Source organism: Ruegeria arenilitoris (assembly GCF_013031355.1).
Taxonomy (GTDB): domain Bacteria; phylum Pseudomonadota; class Alphaproteobacteria; order Rhodobacterales; family Rhodobacteraceae; genus Ruegeria; species Ruegeria arenilitoris_C.
The window spans coordinates 52,158-71,244 of record NZ_WPZO01000013.1 but is presented as its reverse complement, the minus strand read 5'-3'; the positions used below and the strand labels follow the sequence as shown (position 1 = coordinate 71,244).

Sequence of the window (19,087 nt, the reverse complement as noted above, 5' to 3'; positions counted from 1 at the left end):
GTTCAGGCACAGGCAAGGGGAGGATGTCGTATGCCGCTGTTTACCACTTCTGCGGGTTGGGTGACCGAAGAGCATCAGATGTTTGCTGAAATGGCGGACCGGTTCATGAAAGATGAACTGGTGCCGAACCTCGACCGCTGGAACGAAAACGGTGTTGTCGATCGTGATATGTGGCACAAGGCGGGCGACATGGGGTTGATGGCCGGTGCGATCCCCGAAGCCTATGGCGGCGTTGGCGGTGGCATCGGGTTTGATGCGGTGACGCTCTATACGCAGGCTTCGCATGGGGATTCCGGGTGGGGCTATGCGATCCAGACCATCGTCGTTCACTACATCAACACCTATGGCAGCGAGGATCAAAAGCAGAAATGGCTGCCGCGTCTGGCCTCGGGCGAGATGGTCGGCGCGCTGGCCATGACCGAACCCGGAACCGGTTCGGATGTGCAATCCATTCGGACGACCGCAGACAGGGATCGTAATTCCTATCGGCTGAACGGATCCAAGATTTTTATCACCAACGGCCAGTCGGCGGACCTGATCCTTGTGGCCTGCAAGACCGACAAGTCGCAGGGTTCAAAGGGTGTCTCGCTGATCGCGGTGGAGACCGAGGGCGCAGAGGGATTCCGCAAGGGGCGGAACCTGAAAAAACTGGGAATGAAGGCCAATGACACGGCCGAGTTGTTCTTTGAAGACGTCAAGGTGCCGATGACCAATCTTCTGGGCGCGGAAGAGGGGCAGGGCTTTTATCAGATGATGAAACAGTTGCCGTGGGAACGTCTGACCATCGGCATCGGGGCGCTGGGCGCGATAGATTTCGCCATCGCGGAAACGGTGAAATACACGCAAGAGCGCAAGGCATTCGGCCAACGGGTGATGGATTTTCAGAACACCCGCTTCAAACTGGCCGAGTGCAAGACCAAGGCCGAGGTCCTGCGCAGCTTCGTCAACGACTGTATCGCGCGGCTTGAGGCGGGGACACTGGATGCTGCCACGGCCTCGATGGTGAAGTATTGGGGATCGGAAGTTCAGAACGAGGTCATGCACGAATGCCTGCAACTGTTTGGCGGTTACGGGTTCATGATGGAATACCCGATCGCCCGCCTTTACGCGGATGCGCGGGTTCAGATGATCTATGGCGGCACCAACGAGATCATGAAGGAACTCATTGCTCGGTCATTGGATACCTAGCCAAACCAGCGCTCCTCCCGCCCGTCGTTGACGTTTCTGGCGAAACATCTCCTCCCGTTGGGCCAGGCAGGCGCGGGCGTAGCCCGCGCCTGCCTGGCCCCCCTGCCGTCCGCAGGACGCAAGGCCGTAGGCCGCGCAGGATATTCGGACCCTGTTCTTATGCGTTGCTCGTTTGGTCAATCTGCCCTTGCAGCCACGCACGAAACGACTTGAGTGGTTCGGATTCCGCGCGAGATTGCGGCCAGACAAGGTAAAAGTCCCCGAGGCTCACCCCCGGTCCGCGCCAAGCCGGCACCAGCCGGCCCGCCGCCAGGTCCGCCTCGATCAGGTAGCTGGGCAACAACGCCACACCCAGCCCGTGGATCGTGGCCTGCCCCATAGTCGAGAATTGGTCGAACAGCATTCCGTGGATCCCGGTCACCTCTTGGCCTTGCGCGGCAAACCACCGTTCCCAAGCGTCGGGGCGTGTCTCAAGGTGCAGCAAAGGGGCTTCCGTCAGCCAACCGATGTCCTCAGCGTCATCGGGCAGCAGATCGGGTGAGCACACAGGCAGCACATCTTCGCGCATGATGCGCAGGTAGTTCACACCGGCCCAGTCGCGCTGGCCGAAATGTATGGCCGCGTCGAAACGTTCGGTGTCAAAGTCAAACGGGCGCAGGCGGGTGTTCAGGTTCACCGTGACCTCCGGGTGGCGGCGGGCGAAATCCTGCAGGCGCGGGGCCAGCCAGTGCATTCCGAAAGCGGGCAGGATCGACAGGTTCAGTGATCCTCCGGTCGGGTTAGCTTTTAGTTTCAGGGACGCTTGCGCCAGTTGGTTCAGCGCCGTGCGCGCGACCTGTACGTATTCCTTGGCCGCTGGCGTCAGGTGCAGCCGCATCTGGCTGCGCTGGATCAGGTCCACGCCCAGTTGCTCCTCCATCGATTTGAGCTGCCGACTGATGGCGCTTTGCGTCAGCGACAACTCCTCGGCGGCAGCAGAGGCGCTGCCGAGGCGATCAACGGCCTCAAGCGCCAGCAATGATGGGATCGAGGGCAGGAACCGACGCGGGGCAATCATATGATGAATCCTCATACCTTTTGGATGGAATATCACTGGCATTTGCCGTCCGCCAGCCTGATACACATACAGGCTTTTCTTTTGGATGACCGGTTAAGAACCTGCGTGCTATCCAAGATGAAATCGCTCAGCTTAAGAATTGGAAGACCGGGGAACAGGCCATGGATCGCGCTCAGATCGTTCACGAAAATTTCCTGACCCGGGTGGCGAAAGGCGACTTTCCCGATGGTGCAGCTCCGCGGCCGGGTCTAAGCAACGCCGACGCGATATCACTGTTCCGCTCTCAGGTTCTGAGCCGGGCGCTGGATCGCACCAGCCGTGCGATGCAGAAGGCGGGGCAGGGATTCTATACTATCGGCTCATCAGGGCATGAGGGGATGGCGGCTGTTGCCCACGCACTGCGCCCGACCGACATCGCGTTCCTTCACTATCGTGATGCGGCGTTTCAGATTGCCCGGGCCGAGCAGGTGCCCGGCCAGCAGATCGCCTGGGACATGTTGCTCAGTTTTGCGTGCTCGAAAGAAGACCCGACCTCGGGCGGGCGACATAAGGTGCTGGGCTCCAAGGCGCTGATGATTCCACCGCAGACCTCGACCATCGCCAGCCATCTGCCCAAGGCGGTCGGCGCGGCCTACAGTCTGGGTGCAGCCCGGCGGCATGACCCTGAACATAGGGAATTGCCCGTGGATGGGATTGCCATGTGTTCCTTCGGGGATGCTTCGGCCAACCATTCGACAGCGCAAGGTGCGATTAACACCGCGGGTTGGACGAGTGTTCAGTCAACACCGCTGCCTTTGTTGTTTGTATGCGAGGATAACGGGATCGGTATTTCGGTGAAAACGCCGAAAGGCTGGATACAGGCGTCGATGGAACATCGCCCGGGGATCAAGTATTTTCAAGCCAACGGGTTAGACATCTATGAAACATATGCCGTGGCGCAGGAGGCCGCTGACTATGTACGAACTCGCCGAAAGCCCGCCTTCCTGCACCTGAAAACCGTGCGCCTTTACGGTCATGCCGGGGCGGATGTGCCGACCACCTATCTGTCGAAGTCCGAGGTCGAGGCAGACGAGGCCAATGATCCCCTGCTGCACAGCGTGCGCCTGCTGGATCAGGCGGGTGCGCTGCCACCTGCGGAGTCCCTGAAAATCTACGAAGATACCTGCGCCCGTACCGATCGCATCGCGGTCGAGGCGGCCACGCGTCCGCATCTGTCCAATGCCGCTGAGGTCATGGCCAGCCTGATTCCTCCGAAACGTCCCTGCAAACCTACCAACGGCCCCAGCGCCGACGCACGGGCCAAGGCCTTTGGCGGCGATATGCGCGCGATGGATGATCCTCAGCCCATGAGCCGCCTCATCAACTGGGCACTGACCGATCTGATGCTGGAACATGGCGAGGTCGTCTGCATGGGCGAAGACGTTGGCCGCAAGGGCGGCGTCTATGGGGTGACCCAGAAACTGCAACAGCGGTTCGGCCCGGACCGGGTGATCGACACGCTGCTGGACGAACAGTCCATATTGGGGTTGGCGATTGGCATGGGCCATAACGGTTTCATTCCAATCCCTGAAATCCAGTTCCTCGCCTATCTGCACAATGCCGAGGATCAGATCCGGGGAGAAGCCGCGACGCTGCCGTTTTTCTCGAACGGCCAGTTCACCAACCCGATGGTGCTGCGGATTGCGGGGCTGGGCTATCAGAAAGGGTTCGGCGGGCATTTCCACAACGACAATTCTCTGGCCGTGTTGCGAGATGTTCCGGGCGTGATCATTGCGTGCCCCTCGACCGGCACGGACGCGGCGCAGATGCTGCGCGAATGCGTGCGTTTGGCGCGGGAAGAGCAGCGGGTAGTGGTGTTTCTGGAACCCATCGCCCTCTACCCGATGCGAGATCTGCATGAGGCGCAGGATAGTGGGTGGATGACCACCTATCCCTCACCCGATCAACGCATCGCGCTGGGCGAGGTTGGCGTGCATGGCGACGGGACCGATCTGGCTATCGTGACCTATGGCAACGGGCATTACCTGTCGAAACAGGCCATGCCTGAACTGGAGGCGGCCGGCGTGAAGGCCCGGATCATCGACATGCGCTGGCTCGCACCTTTGCCGGTCGACGCTTTGCGTGAGGCCACCAAAGCCTGCGCGCATGTTCTGGTCGTGGATGAATGCCGCCGCACCGGCAGCCAGTCCGAGGCATTGATGACGTTCTTCGCCGAGGAACGCCCCGATACCCCAACCGCCCGCGTTGTGGCCGAGGACTGTTTCATCGCCACCGGCCCGGCCTATGCCGCTCCGCTGCCGTCGAGGGGCGGCATTGTTGCCGCAGCATTGAATTTGACCGGAGGCCGCGCATGACCCGCACTGCCGTTGTGATCTGTCCCGGGCGGGGCACCTATAACAAACCCGAACTGGGTTATCTGCACCGCCATCACGCGCAGCGGATGGACCTGTTTCACAGCTTCGATACCATCCGCGCCGAGGCCGGGCAGGAGGCCGTGACCGCGCTGGACGGCGCCAATCGGTACACGGTCAGCAAATATTCCCGCGGAGACATCGCCTCGCCCCTGATCTATGCGGCCTCGCTGGCAGATGCGCAGACCATTACTGACGAGGTCGAAGTGGTTGCCGTCACAGGCAATTCGATGGGGTGGTACATCGCTTTGGCCGCAGGTGGCGCCCTGTCTCCACAGGACGGGTTTCGCGTGGTGAACACCATGGGCACGTTGATGCAGGACCAATTGATCGGTGGCCAGTTGGTCTATCCGTTTGTGGAGGAGAACTGGGAAAACGACGCCGCCCGCAAGGCTGAGTTGCTGGCCGATGTGGCACGGATCAACGCGTCTGATGGGTGCGATCTGGCGCTGTCCATTGATCTGGGCGGGATGCTGGTTCTTGCGGGAAATGAGGCGGGTCTCAAGGCGTTTGAGGCTGCGTACCCCACAATTCAGGACCGTTTCCCGATGCGGCTTCCCAACCACGCGGCCTTCCACACCGCGTTGCAGGCCCCCGTTGCGGCCGAAGGGCGTGCCCGGCTAGGCGCCGAGTTGTTTGGCCAGCCGAAACGCCCCCTGATCGATGGGCGCGGTAAAATCTGGTGGCCGGGAGCGACAGATACGCAGGCGCTTTGGGATTATACGCTGGGCCATCAGGTGACCGAGGCGTATGACTTTACCCGCGCGATCCAGACTGCCGCGCGCGAGTTTGCACCCGATTTGTTCATCGTGACGGGCCCCGGCGCAACTCTGGGTGGAGCCGTGGCGCAATCACTGGTTCTGGCTGACTGGCGCGGCATGTCCGACAAGGCGGCGTTTCAGGCACAGCAGGACGCACAGCCTTTCCTGATCGCCATGGGCCGCGACGATCAAAGGGCGCTTGCAACCGGCTGATCCAGCCCCGATGATCCGCGCAAATTCAAGGAGCGTTGCATGAGCGGCTACGATCAGTCCCTCTGGCTGAAGACTTGTCAGGAGCATGTTGAAAGCCGTCCCTTGACCGGGGACCTGACTGTCGATCTGGCGGTGATCGGTGGCGGTTATACGGGCTGCTCCGCCGCGCTGACGGCGGCGCAGGCCGGGGCGTCGGTCTGCCTTCTCGAGGCGCAGGAAATCGGTCATGGCGGCTCGGGCCGCAATGTCGGGCTTGCGAATGCTGGGCTGTGGCTGCCGCCCGAAGATATTCGCCAACACCTTGGGCGTGAGGCCGGGGATCGTCTGATCGACCTGCTGGCCGCTGCGCCCGGCGATGTGTTTGATTTGATCGAAAATCATGACATCAATTGTGAACCGGTGCGGAATGGGACACTCCACTGCGCGCACTCCGCCAAAGGACTGCGAGACCTGCAGGCCCGGCACACACAGCTGTCCGCAACGGGTGCGCCGGTTGAATTGCTGTCAGCTAGCCAGACGGAACAACGCACGGGCAGCGCTACATTCCAGGGTGCTCTGTTCGATCCCCGCGCGGGGACAATCCAGCCGCTGAGCTATGTCCGGGGCCTTGCCCGCGCCGCCGCCGAGGCCGGAGCGTGTATCGCGACCCAAAACCCAGTTCAGTCCATACAGCATAACGACGGCGTTTGGACGCTGAAAACCGATCATGGCACGGTGCGTGCGAAATCGGTGATCCAGGCCACCAACGCCTATCACCAGTGGCTGCAGGCCTCGGTCCCCGAATATGTGCCGGTCTACTACTTCCAGTTCTCCACCGCTCCGCTGTCGGACAATCTGCGCGCCAGCATCCTGTCGGGCGGTGAGGGGTGCTGGGATACCGGCCTGATCATGACCTCGTTCCGCATGGACGCCGAGGGGCGCTTGATCCTCGGCGCCATGGGCGATCTGGGGCAGGCGGGCCGCGCCGCTCATACCGCCTGGATCAGGCGCAAACTGTCCGAGCTGTTCCCGCAACTGGCTGACCAACGGTTGATCGAAGGGTGGCACGGGCGGATTGCCATGACCTCGGACCATATTCCCAAGATCACACAGATCGGTCCCGGTGCTTTGTCGGTGCATGGGTACTCCGGTCGTGGTATCGGCCCGGGCACCGTTTTTGGTCGTCTTGCGGCGGAAAGCCTGCTGCGAGATGATCCGTCGCTGCTGCCCGTCCCTGCAGTTCCCGAATACCACGAAAGCTGGACCGGGCTACGACGTGCCTATTTCGAAACCGGCGCGGCATTGACCCATTTCGTCAAGGCGCGGTTCTAATCACGGAGACTCGTCCTGCAACGCTGCTGCAACGGCCTCGATCCGGTCACGCAGCCAACGATGGGCCGGATCGTTGGTCGAGCGCTGGTGCCAAACCGTGTAGATCGACACGGGCTCGCAATCGAAGGGCAACGGCGCGCAATCCAGCGCTGCCAAAGGCCCCTGTTTCATCAGCAGCGTGTCGGTCGAGATCAGATCGCTGCCCTTCACGAAGGACGGGATGGCATTGAAATGCGGCAGTGTAACGGTGGGCGGCATGATCTGGCTCTGATCCACGCCTCGCATCACTGCGCGCGAGCTGCGGCCGTCGGCAAAGCGCACCTCGACATGTTCGGTTTCGCAATAACTCTGCCAACTGTCCGGCGGATTGCGCCGCGCCGCGTCGAAAAAGATCATCAAGGGGCTGATCAGCACGCGCTTCTGGAAAATATCCGGCCCATCAGGCGGCAGCGGGGTCAGCATCAGTTGGCACCGATCACTGCGCAGCAGGTCCGGATCGGGAACACCCGAGGGTATGAACCCCAACCGCAGCCGGACGCCTTCGGCCCGCAATGCGCGCAGCAGCGGCGGAAAGATCAACTCGCGCGGCATGTCGTTGGTAGCGATCTGGATGCTGATCTCTTCGGACAAAGGATCGAACGGGCGATCGTCGGTCAACGCACGCATCCCGTCCAGAACTTGTTGAACCGGCTCCTTCAGGGACAGGGCGCGCTCGGTCGGTGTCAGGCCCTGACCCGAGCGCACGAACAGCGGATCACTCAAAACCTGCCGCAGTTTGGCCAACGTATGGCTGATCGCCGATTGGGTAACACCCAGACGGTCAGCGGCTTTCGAGACCGAGTTTTCCTCGAGGATAATCAGAAAGGTGCGCAGGACCTTGCCGTCCAGGTCCGTGAAATCAGTTTTGCTCATACCATCTATGACTAGTCATGAATGGATTTGCAGTCCACCGCGCATTAGGTGACAGTGATCATCAGGAGGCACGCGATGGGAATCCGTTTTTTCTCGGACAAGAACCGACCGGTTCATATGGGTAAATACCCGCTGGAGCGGTTGTCGCGGCAAACATCCCTGCCTGACTTGTCTGCGGTAAAGCCGATGCAGCCGCTCAGCTTTCATCGCCCGGATCATCCCGAAAGTATCGTCAATGCGATGGGCGAATTTCAGGCGATGATGGACACCATCCGCGACGGCTTCGTAAACCCTGTGGCTTCGGACATTCCGACCGATCCGGTAGAGCGCGCCAACCACCTGAAGGCGTTTGGCTATTTCAACGATGCCTCGATGATGGGCTGTGGCCCCCTGCCACCCGAGGCTTTGCTGCCCGAGCCCCGCCGCAATCCCGATATCGACCGTCTGGCCCACGCGCTGAAGACGCGGCAGACCAAGACGCTGGCCTCGGGCATCGACCTGATCATGGCCGATCTGAAGGAGAGCATGGAGGCCGCGCCTAGGCCGATGGGCACGCACCGCCATTCCATCGTCTTTCTGTATGAATACAACCGTGATCCTGATCCGGAGGAACCGGGCGCAGACTGGATCATCGACGCGCAGGATCACCGCGCTTGTTTATTGGCGACCGAGAACGCGGTGGTGATCGCCAACTATATCCGCCTGCTGGGCTTTGACGCGCGGGCGCATTCGGTGATGTCGACCGAGGTCGATCTGGGCAAGCTGGCGGTTGCTGCGGGTTTGGCCTCGGTAGAGGATGAGGACCTCGTGGCGCCGTGGCTGGGCAAGCGGTTCGGTCTGGCCGCAGTGACCACCGAGATGGAGATCGCCCACGATCAGCCCCTGCAATCGATAGCGCAGCAGCCGTGGTTCCGGACACAAGGGCCGGCGTGGTGGCTGGGCACGGGGTTCGCCAAAAATGCACTGAACCGCGACCCTTATGCCAAGCGGCGTTATGTGGATGGCGCGCATCCGTTCGAGAGCCTCAAGCGGGTCGATACGCCAACCACCTATATCGACGAGGAAAACGTCGCCCGCGTTCCCAAGCGCGCCGACATGTTCGCGCGGGCGCAGTTCGGGGACATGGGCAAGCATCTGCAGGATGCGGCGAAGGGCGGGTACTATGTGCGCAAGGCCGCACCGAGCTTCGCCCAACGCCGCGCGCTGGGCGCGTTTGTTTTGTTGCAGGATGGCGAGAGCGCCGATGCGACGCCTCCGACTGATGCCGTCCGCAATGCCGCCAATATCAAGGCGGCGACTTACTTCCTTGGTGTCGACGCAGTGGGCCTCAGCCGGTGCCCGGACTGGGCGTGGTATTCCCATGATGCAACGGGCGAGGAGATTACCCCACCCCACGATCAGGCCATCAGCATGATCATCGATCAGGGCTATGAAACGATGGAAGGGGCAAGCGGCGACGACTGGATCAGCGTCGCCCAGTCGATGCGCGCCTATCTGCGCTTTTCCCTTTTGGGCGGGGTGATCGCGCAGCAAATCCGCAATCTCGGCTACAAGGCCAAGGCGCATACGGTGATGGATGGCGAAGTGCTGCAACCTCCGCTGTTGCTGCTCTCGGGCCTGGGTGAGGTCAGCCGGATCGGCGAGGTGATCCTGAACCCCTATCTCGGCCCGCGCCTGAAGTCCGGCGCGGTGACGACGGATATGCCGATGGCGCACGACAAGCCGATTGATTTCGGTCTGCAGACCTTCTGTGAAAGCTGCAATAAATGTGCGCGTGAATGCCCCTCGGGCGCGATCACCGCCGGGCCGAAACTGATGTTCAACGGCTATGAAATCTGGAAGTCCGACAGCCAGAAATGCGCCACTTATCGCGTGACCACGCCGGGTGGGGCCATGTGCGGGCGGTGTATGAAGACCTGCCCGTGGAACCTCGAAGGGATTTTCAAGGAACGCCCTTTCCGTTGGGCGGCGATGAACATTCCCCAAGCTGCGCCTGCGTTGGCACGCCTCGATGATGCGGTCGGCAATGGCGGGCTGAACGACGTCAAGAAATGGTGGTGGGATATCGAATTGCGGTCGGATGGCGCCTATCGCCCGACCGAACACCCGTTGAACCGGCGCGACCTGCAAACCGATCTGGACCTGAAATATGAGGACCAGACGCTGGCCGTCTATCCTGCCTACTTGGCGCCGCACCCCTGGCCATATCCCTTTGCCATGGACCGTGAGGCTGGAATCGCTGCCTATGAGGCGATGGTTACGGCAGAAGAATACAAGGCCCGCAAGGCTGCAGGCGATATGTCGGTGGTTCACCGTTACAAGATCGCTGGCGACGCGCCTGTCATGAGGGTCGAGTTGAAGAAGGTCGACAAAATGACGTCGGACGTGACCAAATACGAGTTTTCGGCGCTTAATGGTGCGCCGCTGCCGGAGTGGACGGCTGGGGCACATCTGGATGTATTGGTCGCGCCCGAATTCCTGCGGCAGTATTCCATGTCCGGTGACCCCTCGGATCGGGCGACCTATCAAATCGGTGTGCTGCGCGAGGATGAAGGGCGTGGCGGTTCGGCCCTGTTGCATCGGATTTTTAATGAGGGCCGCAAGGTCTTCGTCTCGAAACCGATCAACCATTTCGAACTGAATGAAGCGGCGACAAAGACATTTCTGATGGGCGGCGGTATCGGCATCACGCCGATGATCGCTTTTGCCCACCGCCTGCACAGCTTAGGCAAACCGTTCGAGCTGCACTATTCCGCCAGCACCCGCGCCGGGGCGGGGTATTTGGGCGATCTAGCCGCAATGCCCTGGGCAGATCACGTGCATTACCATTTTTCGGACGAAGGGACGCGCGCTGATCTGGACTCGATCCTGTCCGGTTATCAGGACGGTTGGCATGTCTACACCTGCGGCCCGGACCGCTATATGGACGGCGTCATACAGGCGGCGGAACGGCAGGGTTTCCCCGAGGACGCCCGGCACCTTGAATACTTCTCGGTTCCCGAACCGCCGGACTATGAAAATCATCCGTTCACCCTGAAGCTGGTGCAGTCCGGGCGTGAGCTGACGGTCCCATCCGAAAAAGACGCCGCTCAGGTGCTGAACGAGGCGGGCATTCACGTGGATGTGAAATGCGCAGATGGCATCTGCGGGGTCTGCAAATGCGGTGTGGTTTCCGGCGAAATCGAACATCGCGATTTTGTTCTGTCCAACAAACAACGCGAGAGCGCTATCATCCTGTGCCAAAGCCGGGCGGCGCAACCCGATGGCGTGATTGAGCTCGACCTCTGACACAAGGTCTAGAAACGACATCCAGTAAGGAAAAAATTGGTCGCTCCTGCCATGGACGCCGGGGGGTTGCTGCACTAACGTCCCCTGCGAACCCAGTGAATCCTGATCAACAGGTGCGAGGTATTTTCATGGATTATCACAGCCCCGCCAGCTTTGCCGAGGCGTCGGCTCTGGCCGCAAATGCGACGGGCATTACACGGTTTCTGGCAGGCGGCACCGATGTTCTGGTGCAGTTGCGCTCGGAACTTGTGACGCCCGATACGCTGATCGACATCAAGAAAATTGACGGTGTGCGCGACATCACCTGCAACGCCGATGGCAGCTGGACGCTGGGCGTCGTCGCCACCGGTGCCGAGATGAGCGAGCACCCCGAGCTCGGTCGCGACTGGCCCGGCGTGGTCGAGGCGATGGACCTGATCGGCTCGACTCAGGTGCAGGGCCGCGCGACGTTGACAGGCAACCTGTGCAACGGATCTCCTGCGGCGGATTCGGTGCCTGCGATGGTCGCGGCGGGTGTGACCGTCACCGTGACTGGCCCGGACGGAGACCGCGAGGTGGCCGTAGAGAATATCCCAACCGGACCCGGCAAGACGTCGCTGGCAAAGGGAGAGGTGATCTCGGCTGTCAACATTCCCGCGCGCGGCGAGAATGGCGGCGACGCTTACCTGCGCTTCATTCCGCGCACGGAAATGGACATCGCCGTGGTCGGCGTTGGCGTGAACCTGCGTCTTGAGGGCGACACCATCACCGAGGCCCGCGTCTCGCTGGGTGCTGTTGCCCCGACCGTTCTGCTGGTCGAAGACTGCGCCAAGGCGATCATCGGCAGCACGCTGGATGATGCTGCGCTGGACGCTTTGGCCGCCGCGGCGTCCGCTGCCTGCAACCCGATCGACGACAAACGCGGCACGATCGCATTCCGCACCGAGGTCGCTGGCGTTCTGGCCAAGCGCGCCGCGAAAATCGCCTATGCCCGTGCCAAGGGAGAGCAAGCATGAGCAAGTTCCACGTATCCACCACCGTAAACGGGGACACGGTCGAGTACCTCTGCGACCCGCGCGAAACCCTGCTGGACTGTCTGCGCGACAAGCTGAACCTGACCGGCGCGAAAGAGGGCTGCGGCACCGGCGATTGCGGCGCGTGCTCGGTCACGGTTGATGGCCGCTTGGTCTGTTCCTGCCTGATGCTGGGCGTTGAGGCAGACGGTAAGTCCATCGAAACCGTCGAGGGTATCGCGGATGGCGACGTTCTGCATCCGCTGCAGAAGAAGTTCATCGAACATGCCGCCCTGCAATGCGGTATCTGCACTCCGGGCATTCTGGTTGCAGCTAAGTCGCTGTTGGAAAAGAACCCCAACCCGACCGAAGAGGAAACCCGGTACTGGCTGGCAGGCAACCTCTGCCGCTGTACCGGTTATGACAAGATCATTCGCGCCGTGATGGAAACGGCCGAAGAATTGCGGGAGGCTTCGTAATGGCACTCGACGATCGCAAATCTGAATTCACTTTCGTTGGCACCCGCCCGGATCGTCCGGATGGGTTGGACAAGGTCACAGGCCGCGCCAAGTTTGGGGCCGACGCCTATGCGCCCGGGATGCTGCACGGAGCCATTCTGCGCTCGCCCCACGCCCATGCGCGGATCGTGAAGATCGACACCTCGAAGGCTGAGGCGCATAAAGACGTCAAAGCCGTTGTGACACGTGCGGACTTCGCCGAAGTGCCGTTCAAGCCGGGTCTGGAAGGCGAGTTCTGGAACGTGCTGGAAAACGTCATGGCGGGGGAAAAGGCCTTGTATGACGGGCACGCGGTAGCAGCCGTTGCGGCCACGTCGGCCTTGGCGGCGCGCGATGCGCTCAAGCTGATTGAGGTTGAATACGAGGCTCTGCCCCACGTCACCGACGTGGACAAGGCTATGGCACCCGACGCACCCGTGATCCGCGAAGGTGCTGCGGACTATTCCGTGCCCGAAGGGATGCACCCGAACGTCGTGCGCTATCACGAAAGCGGTCACGGCGATGTCGAAGCCGGATTTGCCGAGGCTGATCTGGTGATGGAAGACAGCTTTGTCACCGAGGCGACCCATCAGGGTTACATTGAACCGCACGCCTGTCTGGGGATGCTGGGCAATGACGGCAAGGGAGAGCTGTGGTGCACCACCCAAGGCCACTGGATCGCGCAGAAGACCTGTGCGGCCTTGTTGGGGATCGAGACCTCGCAACTGCGGGTGACGGCGTCTGAGATTGGTGGCGGCTTCGGCGGCAAGACCACTGTCTTCATCGAACCCGTCGCGCTGGCGCTCAGCCGCAAGGCGAACCGTCCGGTCAAGCTGGTCATGAGCCGGTCCGAAGTGTTCCGGGCGACCGGCCCGACAGCCTCGGCCTCGATGGACATCAAGATCGGCATGAAGAAGGACGGCACGATCACCGCGGCGCGCGGCGAATTCCGCCTGCAGGGTGGGGCATTCCCCGGCGCTCCGGGCGACATGACGGCCATGTGTGCTTTCGCGGCGTACAACCTGACCAACGTCAAACAGATCGGCTATGACGTCATGGCCAACCGCCCGAAGCAAGCCGCCTATCGCGCGCCCGGCGCACCGATGGGGGCCTTTGCCGTTGAGTCGGTCATCGACGAGATGTGTAAGAAGCTGGGCCTGGACCCCATCGACGTCCGTCTGAAAAATGCCGCGCACGAAGGCACCAAAGCCAGCTATGGCCCGCGTTACGAGCGCATCGGTCTGGTCGAAACGCTTGAGGCTGCCAAGGCACATCCGCATTACACGGCCCCGTTGAAACCGGGGCAGGGGCGCGGGATCTCCTGCGGGTTCTGGTTCAACCACGGCGGTGAGACCAGCGTTTCGCTGGCCCTGTCCGAGGACGGCTCGGCCCAGCTGATGGTCGGCACGCCCGATATCGGCGGTTCCCGCGCGTCGATGGCGCTGATGGCGGCCGAGGTTCTGGGCATTCCCTATGAGAACATCCGTGTCACCATCGCTGACACCGCGACGCTGGGCTACAACGACGTCAGCCACGGCTCGCGCGTGACCTATGCAAGCGGTCTGGCGACGATCAAGGCGGCGAAACACGCGGTTGAAAAACTGTGCGAACGCGCGGCGGCCAGCTGGGGTATTCCAACCGACGCGGTGAAATGGGAAAACGGCTGTGCTGTTCCTTCTGGCCCAAATGCAGGGGACTTCGACCCACGCCCGCTGGCGGACATCACCGCTCATATGGGTTCGACCGGTGGTCCGATCTCGGGCCACTTCGAAGCCACGCCGGAAGGCGCGGGTGTGTCCTTTGGCACCCATATCGTCGATGCCGAAGTTGACCCGGAAACCGGCAAGACCAGCGTCACCCGCTATACGGTCATTCAGGATGCAGGCAAGGCGATCCACCCGACCTATGTGGAAGGTCAGTATCAGGGTGGTGCCGCGCAAGGCATCGGCTGGGCGCTGAACGAGGAATATATCTATGGCGAGGACGGTCGCCTGCAGAACTCGATCTTCCTCGACTACCGCATCCCGGTTGCCAGTGACCTGCCGATGATCGACACGGTGATCGTCGAAGTGCCCAACCCCGGCCATCCGTTCGGTGTGCGCGGCGTTGGGGAAACCGGCATCGTGCCGCCGCTGGCTGCCATCGCCAATGCGGTCTCGCATGCGGCTGGTGTACGGATGAAGCAACTGCCGATGTCGCCGCCCCGCATTCTGGCGGCGCTCAAGGACAATGGTTGAGGTCCACCTCTGGTCCGGCCTCCGGTCTTTGACCGGGGGCCTGCAGGTGGTTGAGGTTGAGGCCAAAACCACCGGTGAGCTGTTGCGGGAACTGGTAAGGCTGCACCCGCAGCTTCAGGGGCCCGTGGATGCGGGTGTGTCCATCGCCATCGACGGACGCGTCATTGCCAGCGGATTGACCGAACCGATTCCCGAAGGCAGCGAGGTTTACCTGATGCAGCGTCTGAGGGGCGGTTAAGCCTTTGGCGACCACGGTTCGCGGCCAACCATGCGGTCGGCTTCGGCGGTGATGTCGTTCATGTGCTGCTCAAGGCTTTGGCGCAGGGCTTCGATCTGCTCTTCCGAGGCCTTGCGCGGAACGGATTCGGTCCATTCGCGGCATAGGAAAACGCCTTCGTTCCGCCAGGGGCGCGGCATCAGCAGCCGATCCCATGTGCCCGCCTCGCGGCCGTGCTTGGCGGAAAATGTGATCCCGAATACCCGCTTGCCCGAGGTGCGCGCCCAGACCAGTGGAACGGTGGACAGCACCCGTTCCGGTCCGCGCGGACCGTCAGCGGCTATGCCGATGGAAATCCCCTGTTTCATCTTGCCCAGCACCTCGCGGGACAGCGCGACATGGCGTTTCTGGCTGGCCATTGCAATCGTGTCCATACCGAACAGTTTCTGCACCCGGCCCACCATGCTGCCCGCCCGGGCAGAGGAGGTGATCGAGCAAATCTGTGCCTTTTCCAGCGGGAAGAAATACGGCGACTGCGCCAGCCGTTGATGCCACAGGACAACGATGACCGGTTCGCCCTGTTCGGCCAACTGGTCCAGCTCTTCATACCCGATGCGCCGCCATGTCGTGTTGCGATTGACCATCCGGATATAGCTCGCAATCCGTCGAGCGGCCCAATTCAGGACGGCTTCGCTGTCGGCGATCTTTTTGCGGATGTTCACGATTGGGGTCCCTCGTACTGACCAAACCGTGTCTTATAGAACTCAACGCCGCGCGCAACTTGTTTGTCAGATGCATTAGTCGCGCGGAATCTGAAAAAGCCTCTTGAGTCCGCCGCGCGGCTGGCATATCTGAGGCGCACCTTAGGGGTATAGCTCAGTTGGTAGAGCGACGGTCTCCAAAACCGTAGGTCGCGGGTTCGAACCCTGCTGCCCCTGCCATTTCCCACAGTTCGCATCAGATTTCGGATTTTGCGGATAGTACGCTATCCTGCTCTTTGTATTTCAGAAGTTGTATTTGCAGGGAGCGGCCAGTGCGGGTGTTTTTCAAGCAGAGTCTGGTGATTTTTTGGTTTCTCTGGTGGGCCATTGCGTTCCTGACCGATTTCGTCGGCGGGCTGGAACTATTGGGCATGACCTCCACCCCTTGGTTTGATGGCCACAACTACCCGTTCCTTGTCAAAACGCTGGAACAGTTCGGGTCGACGACCGCAATCAATGTAACCCTGTTTATCGGCATCATCCTGTGGGCTTTACTTTCAGCAGTAATGTTCCTGCTTGCGGCGATGACGCCTTATGCACGTAAAGATGTTTGGCTGAAACGGGTTGATATGGCTTTTGTCGTGTCGATGGGTTTGTGGTTGGCGTTCTTTCTCGCAGATCAGACCGTCATGAAGTTCGATCTGGAAGAAAACCATATGGTTCAAGGTGGGTTTCAGCTGTTGTGTTATTTGACCATCCATCTCCTGCCGGACGAAACGGCAGCCATCTAGCGCGATATGACGAGTTTGGCGCTTGGGCAAAACGCACCGAGCGCTTCAGGGCAAAGCACAGACCTCAGCCGCGGAAATGGTGTCGGTAGACCATCTCGTGCAAGTCACCTCTGCAGTAGCCCAGATCCATCAATTCGCGATCCGACATCATGTCGATTTCACGCTTTTTTCTTTTGCATTCGGCCTTCTTTTTCCGTTTTGCCTTGCGATCTTCCGCAGACGCAAAGAGGTTGGAAAAGAAACTGTTCCCGGTGATGAAGTCCGCATATGCCATCATAACACCCTCCTTTGCATGATTGCCTGTACCTGAGGGTTAGATTGGTGGCGTGACTGAACTGTGCATGTCCAAGTTGTTAACATTCCTTTATTCCGATTCCGTCAGATCGCTCCGCGGGTGGGTCAAACCCGGTTTCCTCTGTTACCGGAATGGCATAAGGTCCCGTCCATTACGAACACGCGGATGAGGGTACATGTCGCGCTTTGATGGATACTTCCTGCGGCAATTGCTGATTCTGTTCGGCTTTTTCACCCTGGTTCTGGTCGGCGTATTCTGGATCACACGGTCCGTCAGCCTGTTCGACCGCGTGATCAGTGGCGGGCAATCGGCCATGGTGTTTCTGGAATTCACCGCCCTGACCCTGCCCACGCTGATCCGGACGGTGATGCCGATGGCGGTGTTCGCGGCCGCCGTTTATGCCACTAACCGCCTCAGTCGCGAAAGCGAGATGACAGTGATGTTGGCCACCGGCTCAAGCCCGTGGCGTCTGGCGCGGGCCGTCTTTGTGTTTGGTCTGGTGGCCGGGCTGATGATGGCCGTCATCAGCGTCTTTCTGCGCCCGGCTTCGGTCGAGCAGCTTGAACAGCGTCAGGCGGAGGTTGCCGGCGACGTCACCGCGCAACTGCTGAACGAGGGCGAGTTTCTGCACCCCGCCTATGGTGTCACGGTCTATATCGGTGAGATTGACCTGGATGGCACCCTGTCCGAGGTCTTCGTTTCGGACAGGCGCGACCCGCTGAACCCGGTCAGCTATTCGTCCAAGACGGCTTATCTGGTCAACAACGATACCGGCATCCACCTTGTGATGCTGGACGGGATTGCGCTGCGTCTGAACCAGCAGGGTCTGACCTTGTCCTCGACCCTGTTCGAGGATGCCTCGTATGACATTTCCGAGTTGACCAATACCAACAATATGGCCAAGCGCAGCCTTGAGGCCATTTCGACACTCGAGCTTTTGCAGGACCGTGAAACCATCAGCGCCGCGGAAGAGTTTACCGAAGGCGAGCTGGTTGACGAGCTGCACCAGCGGTTTTCCTGGATCGCCATTTGCATCGCCGTTGCCATGGCCGGATACGCGACCCTGATGCTGGGCAGTTTTTCGCGCTTTGGGCTTTGGCCCCAGATCCTGGGTGCCTTTACCATTCTGGTCCTGCTGGAAGGCGTGCGCGGCTTTGTATCCCCTGTTGTGATCGATGATCCGAAGCTGTGGGGCTTGCTTTACCTGCCGGCGGTCATTGGAATTGCCATCTCGGGCGTGTTCCTACTTGTTGCAGGGCGGCCATTGATACGAAGACGGCATAGGGACGCGCCGGGCGCGCTGTCTCGGGCTTAGTCTGTCGCGCGCAGATCGGTCAGGCATGACAGGATGTCCTCGGTTGTGGTGCTGTCACGACGGGTTACCAGAAACAGGGGCAGCATCAGATCGATGGCACCGGCCACCGGGATCAACTCACCCGCTGACAGGTGATCCCTGATGACATATTCCGGGAAATACCCCGTTCCGCCCCGCCGCAGGACATAGCGCAGGGCCATCAGGCAATTGCCCAGAAACACGGTTTGCCCCGCCGCCTGCCGCGCAGCCGAACGCACGTGATCCTGATAGACCTCGCCCAGTTCGAGATTGATGAAAACCGGGTCGTCCGTAGTCGGAGTTTCGACCAGCATCAGGCGTTCGGGGTTCAATTCGTAGGCCTGAATGCGCGGGTCGGATGGCTGTTCATGTGTTAGTGCTGCGTCCAGAACATGGGTGGCGACTGCCTCGACCATATGCAGGTCGTGGTCATAGTTCAGTGTCAGCAGCAGATGCCCCAGGCGCTTTTCGAACCGCACGGCAAGATCGACCAGCAACGGGTCCCAGATGCTCAACTGCGCGCCGAGGCGCAGGGCGACGCGGTTCTGCGTTTGTGCAGGCAAATCGTGCGAGGCGAAGGACCACAGCGACAACATCTGTTCCGCATATGGCCGGAACTGTCGCCCGAAATCGGTCAGGCTGGTGCCGCCGGCGCCGCGCGTAAACAGCGGCTTCCCGGTTTCCTCTTCGATCAGACGGATACGGGCGCTGACGGCTGTCTGGGTCACATTCAGCTTGCGGGCAGCGGCATGAAAGCCGCCGGTCTCGGCCACGCACAGAAAGGTCTCGATTGCCTTGAGTTGCATGTCGAAAGTATTTTTTCATCGTAGTGATAAAATCAATTCATTTTTTTGAGCATACGATCCGGGCTAATCTGACACCG

At 60.7% G+C, this 19,087-nt stretch carries 16 protein-coding genes and 1 tRNA gene; 12 read left to right on the top strand and 5 right to left on the bottom strand.

Annotation, left to right across the window (positions count from 1 at the left end; translation table 11 throughout):
* Positions 1-30: 30 nt before the first annotated feature.
* Complete coding sequence (locus tag GOX63_RS21045; protein WP_170547096.1) at positions 31-1,188, top strand: acyl-CoA dehydrogenase family protein; 1,158 nt, start codon at positions 31-33, stop codon at positions 1,186-1,188.
* A 157-nt stretch (positions 1,189-1,345) separates the two neighbouring features.
* Here the strand turns inward: GOX63_RS21045 and GOX63_RS21040 are convergent, their stop codons facing one another.
* Positions 1,346-2,245, bottom strand: coding sequence for a LysR substrate-binding domain-containing protein (locus GOX63_RS21040; protein ID WP_170328592.1), 900 nt, complete (start codon positions 2,243-2,245; stop codon positions 1,346-1,348).
* A 161-nt stretch (positions 2,246-2,406) separates the two neighbouring features.
* Between GOX63_RS21040 and GOX63_RS21035 the strand changes: the two genes are divergently transcribed.
* The 3 genes from GOX63_RS21035 to GOX63_RS21025 are packed head-to-tail and all read left to right on the top strand — an operon-like array spanning position 2,407 to position 6,941.
* Positions 2,407-4,599 carry a dehydrogenase E1 component subunit alpha/beta gene (locus tag GOX63_RS21035; protein WP_170547093.1) on the top strand — a complete coding sequence of 731 codons (2,193 nt, stop codon included), beginning with the start codon at positions 2,407-2,409 and terminating at the stop codon, positions 4,597-4,599.
* The gene (locus tag GOX63_RS21030; RefSeq protein WP_170547090.1) at positions 4,596-5,630 is read left to right on the top strand and encodes an ACP S-malonyltransferase; all 1,035 of its coding nucleotides are present in this window, start codon (positions 4,596-4,598) and stop codon (positions 5,628-5,630) included. Before GOX63_RS21035 ends, GOX63_RS21030 begins: the two co-directional genes overlap by 4 nt.
* Before the next feature lie 39 nt (positions 5,631-5,669).
* Positions 5,670-6,941 carry an NAD(P)/FAD-dependent oxidoreductase gene (locus GOX63_RS21025; RefSeq protein WP_170547087.1) on the top strand — a complete coding sequence of 424 codons (1,272 nt, stop codon included), beginning with the start codon at positions 5,670-5,672 and terminating at the stop codon, positions 6,939-6,941.
* Here the strand turns inward: GOX63_RS21025 and GOX63_RS21020 are convergent, their stop codons facing one another.
* The gene (locus GOX63_RS21020; protein WP_170328588.1) at positions 6,942-7,853 is read right to left on the bottom strand and encodes a LysR family transcriptional regulator; all 912 of its coding nucleotides are present in this window, start codon (positions 7,851-7,853) and stop codon (positions 6,942-6,944) included.
* Between the two features lie 75 nt (positions 7,854-7,928).
* Between GOX63_RS21020 and GOX63_RS21015 the strand changes: the two genes are divergently transcribed.
* The 5 genes from GOX63_RS21015 (at position 7,929) to GOX63_RS20995 (ending at position 15,105) form a co-directional block, all read left to right on the top strand.
* Positions 7,929-11,141 (top strand): reductive dehalogenase, encoded by a 3,213-nt coding sequence (locus GOX63_RS21015; RefSeq protein ID WP_170328587.1) that lies wholly within the window; start codon positions 7,929-7,931, stop codon positions 11,139-11,141.
* Between the two features lie 128 nt (positions 11,142-11,269).
* Positions 11,270-12,136: an FAD binding domain-containing protein gene (locus GOX63_RS21010; protein WP_170328586.1), complete on the top strand. Its 867-nt coding sequence runs from the start codon at positions 11,270-11,272 to the stop codon at positions 12,134-12,136.
* Positions 12,133-12,612 carry a (2Fe-2S)-binding protein gene (locus GOX63_RS21005; RefSeq protein WP_170328585.1) on the top strand — a complete coding sequence of 160 codons (480 nt, stop codon included), beginning with the start codon at positions 12,133-12,135 and terminating at the stop codon, positions 12,610-12,612. The genes GOX63_RS21010 and GOX63_RS21005 overlap by 4 nt, the downstream gene beginning before the upstream one ends.
* Positions 12,612-14,867 carry a xanthine dehydrogenase family protein molybdopterin-binding subunit gene (locus tag GOX63_RS21000; protein WP_170328584.1) on the top strand — a complete coding sequence of 752 codons (2,256 nt, stop codon included), beginning with the start codon at positions 12,612-12,614 and terminating at the stop codon, positions 14,865-14,867. The genes GOX63_RS21005 and GOX63_RS21000 overlap by 1 nt, the downstream gene beginning before the upstream one ends.
* On the top strand, positions 14,860-15,105 hold the full coding sequence (locus GOX63_RS20995) for a MoaD/ThiS family protein (protein WP_170547084.1): 246 nt from the start codon (positions 14,860-14,862) through the stop codon (positions 15,103-15,105). The genes GOX63_RS21000 and GOX63_RS20995 overlap by 8 nt, the downstream gene beginning before the upstream one ends.
* Here the strand turns inward: GOX63_RS20995 and GOX63_RS20990 are convergent.
* The gene (locus GOX63_RS20990) at positions 15,102-15,806 is read right to left on the bottom strand and encodes a lysophospholipid acyltransferase family protein (RefSeq protein ID WP_170328582.1); all 705 of its coding nucleotides are present in this window, start codon (positions 15,804-15,806) and stop codon (positions 15,102-15,104) included. The two genes, GOX63_RS20995 and GOX63_RS20990, sit on opposite strands and share 4 nt — an antisense overlap.
* 143 nt (positions 15,807-15,949) lie before the next feature.
* Between GOX63_RS20990 and GOX63_RS20985 the strand changes: the two genes are divergently transcribed.
* A tRNA-Trp gene (locus GOX63_RS20985) sits at positions 15,950-16,025 on the top strand.
* 92 nt (positions 16,026-16,117) lie between these two features.
* Positions 16,118-16,576: a hypothetical protein gene (locus GOX63_RS20980; RefSeq protein WP_170328581.1), complete on the top strand. Its 459-nt coding sequence runs from the start codon at positions 16,118-16,120 to the stop codon at positions 16,574-16,576.
* A gap of 64 nt (positions 16,577-16,640) precedes the next feature.
* On the opposite strand, the gene GOX63_RS20975 is transcribed toward GOX63_RS20980, so the two are convergent.
* Entirely contained in the window at positions 16,641-16,853 is a 213-nt protein-coding gene (locus tag GOX63_RS20975; RefSeq protein ID WP_170328580.1) for a hypothetical protein, read from the bottom strand.
* 193 nt (positions 16,854-17,046) lie between these two features.
* Here GOX63_RS20975 and lptF point away from each other — a divergent pair, with 193 nt between their 5' ends.
* Positions 17,047-18,186 carry an LPS export ABC transporter permease LptF gene (lptF, locus tag GOX63_RS20970; protein WP_170328579.1) on the top strand — a complete coding sequence of 380 codons (1,140 nt, stop codon included), beginning with the start codon at positions 17,047-17,049 and terminating at the stop codon, positions 18,184-18,186.
* Here the strand turns inward: lptF and GOX63_RS20965 are convergent.
* Complete coding sequence (locus tag GOX63_RS20965; protein WP_170328578.1) at positions 18,183-19,010, bottom strand: LysR family transcriptional regulator; 828 nt, start codon at positions 19,008-19,010, stop codon at positions 18,183-18,185. The two genes, lptF and GOX63_RS20965, sit on opposite strands and share 4 nt — an antisense overlap.
* Positions 19,011-19,087: the final 77 nt, after the last annotated feature.